Source organism: Pseudomonas sp. PNPG3 (genome assembly GCF_023093815.1).
GTDB classification, from domain to species: Bacteria; Pseudomonadota; Gammaproteobacteria; order Pseudomonadales; family Pseudomonadaceae; genus Aquipseudomonas; species Aquipseudomonas asiatica.
The window spans coordinates 86,480-98,329 of record NZ_JALLKV010000014.1 but is presented as its reverse complement, the minus strand read 5'-3'; the positions used below and the strand labels follow the sequence as shown (position 1 = coordinate 98,329).

At 65.4% G+C, this 11,850-nt stretch carries 10 protein-coding genes; 5 read left to right on the top strand and 5 right to left on the bottom strand.

Annotated elements, in window-relative coordinates; all coding sequences use genetic code 11:
• Positions 1-273: 273 nt before the first annotated feature.
• From MJ643_RS12160 to MJ643_RS12150, 3 genes are all read right to left on the bottom strand, one after another.
• Positions 274-1,185 carry a LysR substrate-binding domain-containing protein gene (locus MJ643_RS12160; protein ID WP_013972731.1) on the bottom strand — a complete coding sequence of 304 codons (912 nt, stop codon included), beginning with the start codon at positions 1,183-1,185 and terminating at the stop codon, positions 274-276.
• Between the two features lie 178 nt (positions 1,186-1,363).
• Entirely contained in the window at positions 1,364-2,020 is a 657-nt protein-coding gene (locus tag MJ643_RS12155) for an HAD family phosphatase (protein WP_013972730.1), read from the bottom strand.
• A gap of 343 nt (positions 2,021-2,363) precedes the next feature.
• A complete protein-coding gene (locus tag MJ643_RS12150; protein ID WP_013972729.1) occupies positions 2,364-3,263 on the bottom strand; it encodes a LysR substrate-binding domain-containing protein in 900 nt (299 codons plus the stop codon).
• A 212-nt stretch (positions 3,264-3,475) separates the two neighbouring features.
• Here MJ643_RS12150 and MJ643_RS12145 point away from each other — a divergent pair, with 212 nt between their 5' ends.
• The 5 genes from MJ643_RS12145 to MJ643_RS12125 all read left to right on the top strand — a co-directional run bounded on the left by MJ643_RS12145 (position 3,476) and on the right by MJ643_RS12125 (position 9,905).
• Positions 3,476-4,084, top strand: coding sequence for a LysE family translocator (locus MJ643_RS12145; RefSeq protein WP_024087167.1), 609 nt, complete (start codon positions 3,476-3,478; stop codon positions 4,082-4,084).
• Between the two features lie 81 nt (positions 4,085-4,165).
• On the top strand, positions 4,166-4,783 hold the full coding sequence (gene lexA / locus MJ643_RS12140; RefSeq protein WP_025339260.1) for a transcriptional repressor LexA: 618 nt from the start codon (positions 4,166-4,168) through the stop codon (positions 4,781-4,783).
• On the top strand, positions 4,783-5,403 hold the full coding sequence (imuA, locus tag MJ643_RS12135) for a translesion DNA synthesis-associated protein ImuA (RefSeq protein ID WP_013972726.1): 621 nt from the start codon (positions 4,783-4,785) through the stop codon (positions 5,401-5,403). The genes lexA and imuA overlap by 1 nt, the downstream gene beginning before the upstream one ends.
• A gap of 6 nt (positions 5,404-5,409) precedes the next feature.
• Positions 5,410-6,828, top strand: coding sequence for a DNA polymerase Y family protein (locus MJ643_RS12130; protein ID WP_038409680.1), 1,419 nt, complete (start codon positions 5,410-5,412; stop codon positions 6,826-6,828).
• A complete protein-coding gene (locus MJ643_RS12125; RefSeq protein WP_024087166.1) occupies positions 6,825-9,905 on the top strand; it encodes an error-prone DNA polymerase in 3,081 nt (1,026 codons plus the stop codon). Before MJ643_RS12130 ends, MJ643_RS12125 begins: the two co-directional genes overlap by 4 nt.
• A 171-nt stretch (positions 9,906-10,076) precedes the next feature.
• Here the strand turns inward: MJ643_RS12125 and MJ643_RS12120 are convergent, their stop codons facing one another.
• The gene (locus tag MJ643_RS12120; protein ID WP_013972723.1) at positions 10,077-10,898 is read right to left on the bottom strand and encodes an aldo/keto reductase; all 822 of its coding nucleotides are present in this window, start codon (positions 10,896-10,898) and stop codon (positions 10,077-10,079) included.
• Positions 10,886-11,791 (bottom strand): LysR family transcriptional regulator, encoded by a 906-nt coding sequence (locus MJ643_RS12115; protein ID WP_013972722.1) that lies wholly within the window; start codon positions 11,789-11,791, stop codon positions 10,886-10,888. Before MJ643_RS12115 ends, MJ643_RS12120 begins: the two co-directional genes overlap by 13 nt.
• Positions 11,792-11,850: the final 59 nt, after the last annotated feature.

The following is an 11,850-nucleotide window of genomic DNA, read 5'->3' as shown; positions in this document are numbered from 1 at the left end:
GTGCATTGCCCGAGGCCTGCTCGGTACCTGTGGGAGCGGGTTTACCCGCGAAGAGGCCAGTGCAGCAAACAACAAAACCACAGGGAATGTGCATTGCCCGAGGCCTGCTCGGTACCTGTGGGAGCGGGTTTACCCGCGAAGAGGCCAGTGCAGCAAACAACAAAACCACAGGGAATGTGCATTGCCCGAGGTCTGCTCGGTACCTGTGGGAGCGGGTTCACCCGCGAAGAGGCCAGTGCAGCAAACAACAAAAGAAGCTGTGTCCGCAGCCCTTCAGCGCTCCAGGCTGTACATCCGGCACTCTGCCAGCAACGCCAGCAGGTTCGGCTCCCGCTCCCGCGCCTTGAGGAACACCACGCCAATATGCTGCTGCAAGCGATATTGCGGCTTCAGGGCAATCAACCTGACCCGGTTTTCATACACCGCTGCGATCCGCCCAGGCAGCAAGGCAAAGCCCACGCCCGAGCTGACCATGCTCAGCAGGGTGAAGATATCGTTCACCTGCATGGCTACCTTGGGTTCGAAGCCGGCCTGCTGGAACACCCGGGCACCATCGCGGTGGGTGGCAAAGCCCTGGGTCAGGGTGATGAAGGTGGAGTCGGCCAGGTCGGCCAGGTCCACCTCGGCCTGCTCGGCGAAGGGTGAATCGATGGGCACGGCAAGGAAGATGTCGTCGGAGAACAGCGGTAACTGCTCGCAGGCCGGGTCGCTGACGCTTTCGTCGAGCGACACGAGGATGGCCTCCAGTTCGTGGTTCTTCAGGCGCTGCAGCAGGTCGACGTTGGAGCCCAGGGTCAGGTCGATGTTGAGTTCGCTGCGGCGCAGCTTGAGGCCCATGACTAGCTTGGGTACGGTTTTCACCGTCAGCGAGTAGAGCGCGCCCAAGCGGAAGCGTTCGGCGTAGAAGCCGGCGGCCTCGCGGGTCTGGCGGACCATCTGCTCGGCGTCCTGGATCAGCTGGCGGGCTTTCTTTTCCAGCACGTAGGCGCTTTCCAGCGGGATCAGCTGGCGGCCTTCATGCTTGAACAGCGGGCAGCGCAGTGCGCTTTCCAGCGAGTGGATGGCACGGTGCACGCTGACGGCGCTGGTGGCCAGCTCGACGGCGGCGCGGCCGAGGTTGCCGGTGCGCATGAAGGCGAGGAAGGTTTCCAGCTTCTTGAGGGTCAGTTCTTCGTCGATCAGCATGGGTGGACCTGGGTGTGCACAATGGCTGGGGCATGCATATTGCCTTGAAATTCTGGGGCCGCTTCGCAGCCCATCGCCGGCAAGCCAGCTCCCACAGGGATGGCGCATGGCTTGAGGCCGATGCGGTCGAGGTGGGAGCTGGCTTGCCGGCGATGGGGCGCGAAGCGGCCCCGTATGCTCATTGCATGGATCCGATCAAGGACCACAACGCCGGGTCGTTGAAGTCACGGACAACCAGCTTCGCCCCCGCCGCCAGCAACCGCTCCGGCGTCTGCGTAGTGGCCACGCCCACGGTAAAGATCCCAGCGCCACTCGCGGCCGCCACCCCCGGCAGCGAATCCTCGAAGGCCAGTGCCTGCCCGGCCTCGGCACCCAGCCGCTGCAACCCGGTCAGGTAAGGCAGCGGGTCCGGCTTGGGCCGTGCCAGTTCCTCTGCCACCAGCACGTGCGCGAAGCGCTGGCCCAGGCCCATGGCGTTCAACATGTGCTCGGCGTTCAGCCGCGGTGCGTTGGTCACCACGCACATGCCGATGTCACGAGCCTGGGCATGTTCCAGCAGGCGCACTAGGCCCGGCATCGGCTCAAGAGCCGGCGACATGTCGCGGAACAGCGCCTCCTTGCGGTCGGCCAGCACCTGGCACTGCTCGGCACTGGCACCGGCAAACAGCTCGGCGAACAGCTCGCCGTTGGCGCGGCCGCTGACCTGGGCATCGAACTGCGCCTGGCTCAGCTCGCGGCCGTCATGCTCGCGCAGCAGTTGGCGAAAGGCCTGCAGATGCAAGGTGTCAGTGTCGGTGAGGGTTCCGTCGAGGTCGAACAGCAGGGCAGTCAGCATTGGGTATCCAGGTCCAAAATCATGGGCGGGCCAGAAGGGAGATTCTTTGCCTTTGGAGTCACGTCAACTACGCGACTTCCTGAGTGTACTGGAGTACGGCAGCCTTGGCAGAGCTGTGCTCGAACGCGAGGTTGACGCCTGCGCGTCAAGTCAGCAACTGCCAAAGCTGGAAAGCCAACCGAGTAACCGGCCGTTGGCACGCTCCGGATTTCGAAGTTTGGTCATCAGTTCTGGTTGGCGTAGGTGGCTGGGCGCAGGTAGCTGATCTTCTCTATTGGAGCGCTGCATAGCCGCAAATATTGTGTGGATCGCCGCGAGGGCTGATATGTTTGCCGCGCACCGATCAAGGAAGTGCACAGGTGTCATGCTGGAGCCGAGAGAGCATCCAGTCGATAAATACCTGGGTCTCGGCGACCGCATCTTTCGATACCCCATAGTAGTAGCGAGTCAGGGGCAGTCGTAGATGAGGCAGCGGGTTGTGCAGTCGGCCGGTGGCAAGATCCTTGCCCAGCAGCGTGGCCGGGCACAGCGCCAGGCCAAGGCCGTCGACGGCAGCTTGCAGCACCAGGTGCATGTGATCGAACTGCAGCGCTGGCCGTTGTCTTGCCTGGCTGACACCGGCCAGCTTGCACCAGGCCTGCCAATCCCCATTACGTGTCCTGCCCGAGAGCAGGGTATGGCGCAGCACATCCGACGGCGCCTGAACCGGTATCGCTTCCAGAAGAGAAGGCGCGGCAACCAGCAGCAGCTCGTCCTCGAACAGCATGTTCGGTTCCAGATTGGCCGCCCAGCCTGCGCTGCCACGGCGCACCACCAGATCGAAGGCCTCACGCGAGGGGTCAGGGGCCAGGATGCTGGTCACAATCTCGGGCTGAATCTCTGGAAACTGCGTCATGAATTCGGGTAACCGAGGGATCAGCCAGCGCACGGCAAAGGACGGGCGCACATTGATGATCACCTTGCGCGATGCACTGCTTCGGGCCAGGGCCTGAGTGGCGTTGGCGATTTGCGCCAGGCCCAGGCTGATCTGTTCATAGTAAGCCTGGCCGCTCGGGGTGAGTACCGACTGCCGATTTCGGCGTTCGAACAACATTATGCCCAGGTGCTCTTCGAGCAGGCGTATATGGCGGCTGACAGCACTGTGGGTGACGTGCAGCTCCTCGGCGGCACGGCTGAAGCTCTGGTGTCGCGCGGCCGAGGCAAAGGCCCGGAGGGCATTCAAGGGTGGGAGGTCGCTGATCATATGTCTAATTTTGTCACATCAGGGGCGCAAATAAAGCGTTTGTCAGCGATGGTGTTTCACGCCACTCTGACGCCGCTCTGTTCTGGTCTTCGTCCATGTGCGCAACAAGTATCCGCTTCTTTGCTGATCGGACTTCGCTGTGTGCGGCATTGATCCTCGGGTGCCGTTGGCGGCCCTAACGCTCTTCAGTTCAATGCCAGGAGGCATTTTGCATGGCTAGCTATGGATTGTTCCTTGTCCTCGCGACTTTCACCGTGTTAAGCCCCGGTCCCGGGGTAGTGCTGACCCTCTCCAACGCCCTGCGCCACGGCTGGGGCGGAGCGCTGCCGGGGATCTTTGGCATCGCTTTGGGCGCTTTCATCGTCGCCGGGCTCTCGGCCAGCAGCGTGGGGTTGGTCCTGGCGACCTCGGCAACGGCGTTCACCGTGCTCAAGTACGTCGGCGCGTTGTACCTGTTGTACTTGGGGGGAAAAATGTGGCGCACCCAGCGTTTCATTCCGGAGTTTACCGTGACCGCCACGCAACCCTGGCGGCGCCTGGTCGAAGCGTTGTCGATCCAACTGCTGAATCCCAAGGCTGGTTTCTTCTTCCTGGCGGTGTTTCCACAATTCATCAGTCCCCAGGACAACTACTACCGCCAGTTCTTCCTGCTGGTTTCATCCTACGCGTTGCTGGTCGTGCTGGTACACACCGGTTATGCGCTGATGGCCAATAGCGCCAGGGGCTGGCTGTCGAGCGACCGCGGTGCGCGAATTGTCGGCAAAATCTCCGGCATCACCTTTTTCTGTTTTGGTGTTCTGATGGCCTCGGCCAGCAAATGAACTGCTGCCCGTCACAATTGCATCGCAGCCGCCAAGCCGTCGACGAAGGGGGCTGTTCAGCGTGCTCTAAAAAGAGTACAAATGTGCTCCATGGACAATCTTACCCCAAAACGCCGCGCCATCTTCGAGTTCATCCGTGAGCGCATCGCCGACCACGGCCAGCCGCCGAGCCTGGCCGATATCGCCACGCGCTTCGGTTTTGCCTCGCGCAGCGTGGCGCGCAAGCACATCACCGCCCTGTGCCAGGCCGGCTACATCGACGTCACGCCGAACCAGGCGCGGGGCATACGCCTGGCCGAACGGCTGCGCCGCCCGGAAATCCTCGAAGTGCCGGTGCTGGGCCAGGTGGCGGCAGGCGCCCCCATCGGCCCGGACCTCGACATTCACGAGCAACTGCTGCTCGACCCCAGCCTGTTCCGCCGTACCCCCGACTACCTGCTGAAGGTGCGTGGCGACTCGATGATCGACGACGGCATTTTCGATGGCGATCTGGTCGGCATCCTCCAGCAGGCCGACGCCCGCGATGGCCAGATCGTGGTCGCGCGCCTGGACGGCGAGGTGACCATCAAGCGCCTGCAGCGCCAGGGTGGCAATTACCGGCTGTTGCCACGCAACCCGGCCTATGCGCCCATCGATGTGCGGCCTGAACAGGAATTCTTCATCGAAGGCGTGTTCTGCGGCTTGCTGAGGCGTGACTGATGGGCGCGGTGGTCGACCTCGACAGGTTGCTCGACCAGCGCCGGGTATGGCGCGGTCGGCAGGCCCAGGCGCGGCCGCTCGGCCTGCAGCCCACGGGCCATGCCGCCCTTGACCAATGCCTGCCGGAAGGTGGCTGGCCGGCGGCTGCGCTCAGCGAACTGTTGCTGGCCAGCCCCGGCTGTGGCGAATTGCAGCTGATGTGGCCGACCCTGGCCCGCTTGAGCGCTGAAGCCAGCCGAATCGTGCTGGTGGCACCGCCATTCATTCCTTACGCCCCGGCCTGGCAGGCCGCGGGGGTGGACCTGCGCTGGCTGGTACAGGTGGACGCCGAACCTGCCGATGCCCTGTGGGCCGCCGAGCAGTGCCTGCGCTCCGGCAGTTGCGCGGCGGTGCTGTGCTGGCCGGAACGTGCCGATGACCGCGCCCTGCGGCGCCTGCAGGTGGCTGCCGAAACCGGCCAGGCGCTGGCCTTCGCCTGCCGGCCGCAACAGGCGGCGCACAACCCTTCGCCCGCAGCGCTGCGCATTGCCGTCGACACCCGCCCGGCACAATGGCGCGTGCTGAAAAGCCGTGGCGGCATGCCACCGGCGCTGCCCATCGCCTGCCCGGGGCGGGGCTGATGCAACATGCTCTGGGCCTGCATCCTGCTTCCGCAGCTGGCGCTGGACACGGTCCTGCGTGAGCGTGACGACCCCGATACCCCCCTGGTGCTGCTTGGCGGGCCGACCCAGCGACGTGTGCTGCAGGCGGTCAACCCGGCGGCGGCGGCGCTCGGCCTGCGGGCCGGGCAAACCCTGACGGCGGCGCGTGCGCTGGCCGATGGCTTCAGCTGCGTCGAAGCCGACCCCAGGCGCATCGACCAGGTGCAGCAGTTGCTGGCAGCCTGGGCCTACCGCTTCAGTGCCCAGGTCAGCCTGCACTACCCACGGGCGCTGTTGCTGGAGGTGGGTTCCAGCCTGCAGCTGTTCGGCCCCTGGCCGCTGTTCGAGGCCCGCCTGCGCCAGGAGCTGGCGGAGCTGGGCTTGCGCCAACGCATCGTCCTGGCCAGCAACCCGGTGGCGGCGCGCATGCTCGCCAATGCTCACGATGGCCTGGCCGTGATGGATGCCGATGCCACCCGTGCGGCGCTGCTGGGCATGCCCATCGAGCGTATCGGCCTGCCTGCGCAGGCTGCCGAGGCCTTTGCCCGCATGGGCCTGCGCCAGTTGAGCCAGGTGTTGGCCTTGCCCCGCGACAGCCTGGCCAGGCGCTTTCCGGCCCAGGTGCAGCTGCACCTTGACCAGTTGCTCGGCCTGCGCAACCTGGGGCTGGGCTTTTACCAGCCCCCGGACCGTTTCGAGACCCGGCTGGAGCTGAACTTCGACGTCGAATCACACCAGGCCCTGCTGTTTCCGCTGCGGCGCATGCTCAACGACCTTGCCGCGTTCCTCGCCGGGCGTGACTGTGGCGTGCAGCGTTTCTGCCTGCACCTGGAGCATGCCGAGGGGCCGGATACCTTGCTGAAGGTAGGCCTGCTGGCCGCCGAACGCGATGCTGCGATGCTGTTCGAACTGGCGCGCGGGCGCCTGGAGCCGCTACGCATTCCCGCACCTGTGCGCAACCTGCGGCTGGTTGCCGAGGACCTGCCACCCTTCGTGCCGCAACACCAGGCATTGTTCGACCCGCGTGCGCAGCAGGCGCAACCTTGGGAACAATTGCGCGAACGGCTACGCGCCCGCCTGGGGGATGAGGCGGTCAAGGGCCTGAGCGCGGCAGCCGATCATCGCCCCGAATGCGCCTGGCAAGCGGTAGAGCAGGGTGCCCAGGGCAACATGCCGGTCGTTCCTGGCAGCCGCCCTGGCTGGCTGCTGTCGGCCCCCATGGCGCTGGACGAAGGCGGCTATCGCCTGCAAGGCCATGCCGAGCGCATCGAGTCGGGCTGGTGGGATGGCGGCGATGTGCGCCGCGACTATTACCGCATCGAAACCCGCGACGGCCTGCGCGGCTGGGCCTACCGCGACCTGGGCAAGGCCGGCCCGTTGTGGCTGCAGGGCTGGTTCGCATGAACACCCCGGGTTATGCCGAGCTGCACTGCCTGTCCAACTTCAGCTTCCAGCGCGGCGCGTCGAGCGCCGACGAGCTGTTCCGGCGCGCGCGTGAACAGGGCTACCAGGCGCTGGCGATCACCGACGAATGCACCCTGGCCGGTATCGTCCGTGCCTGGCAGGCGGCCAAGGAACACCAGCTGCGGCTGATCGTGGGCAGTGAAGTGCAGTTGCAGGACGGCCCCAGGCTGGTGCTGCTGGTGCAGGACCTGGCCGGCTACCAGAACCTGTGCGCGCTGATCACCCGGGCCCGGCGGCGGGCGCAGAAGGGCGAGTACCAACTGTTTCGCGATGACCTGCAGCAGCACCATCAGGGCCTGCTGGCATTGTGGGTAGCCGATGACAGCGGCGATGCCACCCCCGGGCAGTGGCTGCACGGCGTGTTCGGTGAGCGTCTGTGGCTGGCGGTGCACCTGCACCGCGGCAGTGACGATACCTTGCGTCTTGAACGCTTGCGCGGCCTGGCGGCCAGGGTCGGCATCCGCGCCGTGGCCTGTGGCGACGTGCACATGCACGTGCGCGGTCGCCGCGCCCTGCAAGATTGCATGACCGCCATTCGCCAGCATTGCCTGGTGGCCGAGGCCGGGCGCTTCCTGTTTGCCAATGGCGAGCGGCACCTGCGCAGCCAGGCACAACTGGGCGAGCTCTATCCCGCCGACCTGCTGGCCGAGACCCTGGCCATCGCTGCGCGCTGCCAGTTCGAGCTGAGCGAATTGAAATACCAGTACCCCTGCGAACTGGTGCCCCAGGGGCATACCCCGGCGAGCTGGTTGCGCGAATTGTGCCAGCAGGGTTTGCCGTTGCGCTGGCCAGCCGGGCCGAGCAGCAAGGTGCGGGATGTGCTGGCCAAGGAGCTGGCGCTGATCGAGGAGCTGGGCTACGAAAGCTACTTCCTGACTGTGCACGACATTGTCGCCTTCGCCCGCAGCCAGCGCATTCTGTGCCAGGGGCGGGGCTCGGCAGCCAACTCGGTGGTGTGCTTCGTGCTGGGCATCACCGAGCTCGACCCCATGCAACACCACCTGTTGTTCGAGCGCTTCCTGTCGCGCGAGCGCAACGAGCCGCCGGACATCGACGTGGACTTCGAGCACGACCGGCGCGAGGAGGTGATCCAGTATGTGTTCCGTCGCTATGGCCGGCACCGGGCGGCGCTCACTGCGGTGGTCAACACCTACCATGCCGCCGGTGCGGTGCGGGATGTGGCGCGGGTGCTGGGGCTGCCCGCCGACCAGGTGGACGCCCTGGCCAAGTGCTGTGGCCGCTGGAGCGATCGCATACCCGACGACCAGCGCCTGGCCGAGGCCGGCTTCGAGGCGGGCAGCCCTTCGCTGCGCCGGGTACTGGTGCTGGCCGGCGAACTGATCGGCTTCCCTCGGCACCTGTCACAGCACCCGGGCGGCTTCGTCATCTCGCAGCAACCCTTGGACGAGCTGGTGCCGGTGGAGAATGCCGCGATGCCGGAGCGCACGGTGATCCAGTGGGACAAGGACGACCTGGACATGGTAGGCCTGCTCAAGGTCGACGTGCTGGCGCTGGGCATGCTCAGCGCCTTGCGCCGTTGCTTCGACCTGCTGCAACGCCACCGTGGCCGGCACCTGACCCTGGCGACCATCCCCGCCGAAGACCCGGCTACCTACGCGATGATCAGCCGTGCCGAGACCATGGGCGTGTTCCAGATCGAATCGCGCGCGCAAATGGCCATGTTGCCGCGGCTTCGGCCGGAAAAGTTCTACGACCTGGTCATCGAGGTGGCCATCGTCCGCCCCGGGCCGATCCAGGGCGACATGGTCCACCCTTACCTGCGCCGGCGCCTGAAGCAGGAACCGGTGACCTATCCCTCGCCGCAACTGAAGGCAGTGTTCGAGCGCACCCTGGGTGTGCCGCTGTTCCAGGAGCAGGTAATGGAGCTGGCGATGGTCGCGGCCGACTACACCCCGGGCGAGGCCGACCAGTTGCGCCGCAGCATGGCCGCCTGGAAGCGTCACGGCGGCCTGGAGCCGCACCGCGAGCGGCTGGTGCAGGGCATGTTGCGCAATGGTTATGACCTGGCGTTTGCCGAGCGCATCTTCGAGCAGATCAAGGGCTTTGGCAGTTATGGCTTTCCGGAATCGCACGCGGCCAGTTTTGCCTTGTTGTGCTACGCCAGCAGCTGGCTCAAGTGCCATGAACCGGCGATTTTCACCTGCGCGCTGGTCAACAGCTGGCCCATGGGTTTCTACAGCCCCGACCAGTTGCTGCAAGAGGCCCGGCGCCAGGGTATCGAGGTCAGGCCGGTCGATGTGTGCCACAGTGACTGGGACTGCACGCTCGAGCCTGAGCCTGGAGAGGTGCTGGCCATTCGCATGGGCTTGCGCCTGGTACGCGGCTTTGCCGAGGCCGACGCCAGGCGCCTGGAGCAGGCGAGGGCGCAGCGGCCATGGCGCGATGTCGAAGACCTGTGCCTGCGTGCCGGGCTCGATTCGCGAGCCCGGGCCCAGTTGGCCGATGCCGGCGCGCTGCGCGCCTTGGCCAGGGACCGGCACCAGGCGCGCTGGCAGGTGGCGGCGGTGCAGCCGCAGCTGCCTTTGTTCGCCGATATCGAAGCCTTGCCGGAACGTACCGTCGAACTGCCCGTCCCCAGTGTGGCAGAGGACCTGATGGCCGATTACCAGACCCTGGGTACCACGCTTGGGCCGCATCCCCTGACCTTGTTGCGCTCACGCCTGCGGGCCCTGGGCTGTCGCAGTTCGCGCGAGCTGCAAGATGTCGGGCATGGTGACAACATTGCCGTGGCCGGGCTGGTGGTGGGCCGCCAGCGGCCACAGACCGCCAGCGGCGTGACCTTCGTCACCCTGGAGGACGAGCACGGCATGGTCAATGTGGTGGTGTGGCGGGATCTTGCCGAACGGCAGCGGCGGGCACTGGTGGGGGCGCAGTTGCTCAAGGTAAGCGGGCGGCTGGAGCAGGAGAATGGCGTGCGCCACCTGATAGCACGGCGGTTGGAGGATGTGAGCCCGTTGTTGCAGGGGCTGGATGTACGCAGCCGGGATTTCCATTGATCCCGGCACCTCAGGCAAAACCCTGATTTTTGCGCGGTCCCTGTGGGAGCGGCTTTAGCCGCGAACACCGGCGCAGCCGGTGCCATGCACCGCGCTGGATTCTTCGCGGCTAAAGCCGCTCCCACAGGGTACGAGGACTGCTTGCGAATTCAGTTATCTTCGCGACAGTCGCTACACCATCGCCAAACGCTGCTTGCGCGTCGGTGCCGGGAACGCCCGGTCGATCGCCCGCAGGTCTTCGCCGGTCAGGGTCAGCGCACCCGCAGCGGCATTCAACCGCACATGCTCGGGTGTCACGGCCTTGGGGATGGCTATCACCCCGTCATTGCGTGTCACCCACGCCAGGCTGACCTGGGCCACCGTGGCCCCATGGCGCTCGGCGATTTCCGCCAGCACCGGGTGCTGCAGCAGGCGCCCGGCCTGGGCCAGCGGGCAGTAGGCCATGGTCGGCAGCGCACGCTTTTCGCACCACGGCAACAGGTCGAACTCGATGCCACGCTGGGCCGGGTTGTACAGCACCTGGTTGGTGGCGCAATCGGGGTTGTGCAATTCGCGCAGGTCGTCGACATCGAAATTGGAAACACCCCAGCGCTTGATCTTGCCTTGCTCGCGCAAGCGCTCGAACGCTTCGACGGTTTCTTCCAGTGGGTGCTGGCCGCGCCAGTGCAGCAGGTACAGGTCGATGCAGTCGGTGCCCAGGCGGGTGAGGCTGCGCTCGCAGGCGGCGGCCATGGCGCGCAGGCTGGCATTGTGCGGATACACCTTGCTGACCAGGAACACCTGGTCGCGGCGCCCGGCAATGGCCTGGCCAACCACTTCTTCCGCGCCACCTTCGGCATACATCTCGGCGGTATCGATCAGGCTCAGCCCAAGTTCGATACCCTGTTGCAGGGCCGCCACCTCGGCCGCCTTGCGAGCCGGATCTTCACCCATGTACCAGGTGCCCTGGCCGATGGCCGGAACGCTCGAACCTGCCAGTTTCACGTAACGCATGTCACCTCCGGGATGCGGGTATTGGAAAGCAGTACCTCAAGCAGCGCTTGCGCTGCCGTGGAAAGCTTGTGTTCGCTAAGAGCAATCACACCGATGCGGCGCTCGACCGTGGGCTCGACCAAGGGCACGCAGCGGGCGCCAAGCTCCTGCATCTGATTGATGCAAAGTGCCGGCACGGCACTGACCCCCAGCCCACTGGCGACCATGCGCCCGACGGTAGACAACTGATGGCTCTCGAAAGCCACCGCGAGTTTGCCGTGGCGGGCGGCCACGTTCTGCTCCATCAGCAGGCGCACCGCCGAAGGGCGTTGCAGGGCCACGAAGTCTTCGGCAAGCAACTGTGCCCAGCTGACCTGAGGCAGCTGCGCCAAGGGCGAATCGGCGGGCACCACGGCGACGAAACGGTCCATGTACAACGGATGGAAATCCAGGCCATCGTTGTTGTCGGGTTCGAAGCCGATGCCCAGTTCGACGCGGCGATGGCGCACCAGTTCCTGCACCTGTTCGTTGATCACATCGTGCACCGTGACGTTGACCTTCGGGTAACGCTGGCGAAATACCTTCAGCGAGTGGGGCAGCAGGTTGCCGGCAAAGGCCGGCATGGCCGCCACCGAAACCCGGCCCAGTTGCAGGGTGAAACGCTGGCGCAGCATTTCTTCGGTGTCGTCCCAGTCGGCCAGCAGGCGCCGTGCCAGCGGCAGCAGCACCTCGCCCTCGGCAGTCAGGCTGACGCTGCGCGTGGTGCGGCTGAGCAGGGCGCCGCCAAGGTTTTCTTCCAGGGCCTTGATGGTCAGGCTCAGTGCCGGTTGCGAGACATGCAGGTGTTCACCGGCCTGAGCGAAGCTCTGGTACTTGGCCACAGCGACAAAGGCGCGCAGTTGCTTGACGTTCATGACAGGCCTGTTGGTTGTTTTGCAAAAGTTATGAATCGATGATGAAAACAAAATTAACA

Excerpts from the sequence above, each read along its gene's own strand:
- MJ643_RS12125 (WP_024087166.1), top strand. The coding sequence starts at position 6,825 with ATGAACACCCCGGGTTATGCCGAGCTGCACTGCCTGTCCAACTTCAGC.
- lexA (WP_025339260.1), top strand. The coding sequence starts at position 4,166 with ATGTGCTCCATGGACAATCTTACCCCAAAACGCCGCGCCATCTTCGAG.
- MJ643_RS12130 (WP_038409680.1), top strand. The coding sequence starts at position 5,410 with ATGCTCTGGGCCTGCATCCTGCTTCCGCAGCTGGCGCTGGACACGGTC.
- imuA (WP_013972726.1), top strand. The coding sequence starts at position 4,783 with ATGGGCGCGGTGGTCGACCTCGACAGGTTGCTCGACCAGCGCCGGGTA.
- MJ643_RS12115 (WP_013972722.1), bottom strand. The coding sequence starts at position 11,791 with ATGAACGTCAAGCAACTGCGCGCCTTTGTCGCTGTGGCCAAGTACCAG.
- MJ643_RS12120 (WP_013972723.1), bottom strand. The coding sequence starts at position 10,898 with ATGCGTTACGTGAAACTGGCAGGTTCGAGCGTTCCGGCCATCGGCCAG.
- MJ643_RS12145 (WP_024087167.1), top strand. The coding sequence starts at position 3,476 with ATGGCTAGCTATGGATTGTTCCTTGTCCTCGCGACTTTCACCGTGTTA.
- MJ643_RS12155 (WP_013972730.1), bottom strand. The coding sequence starts at position 2,020 with ATGCTGACTGCCCTGCTGTTCGACCTCGACGGAACCCTCACCGACACT.
- MJ643_RS12150 (WP_013972729.1), bottom strand. The coding sequence starts at position 3,263 with ATGATCAGCGACCTCCCACCCTTGAATGCCCTCCGGGCCTTTGCCTCG.
- MJ643_RS12160 (WP_013972731.1), bottom strand. The coding sequence starts at position 1,185 with ATGCTGATCGACGAAGAACTGACCCTCAAGAAGCTGGAAACCTTCCTC.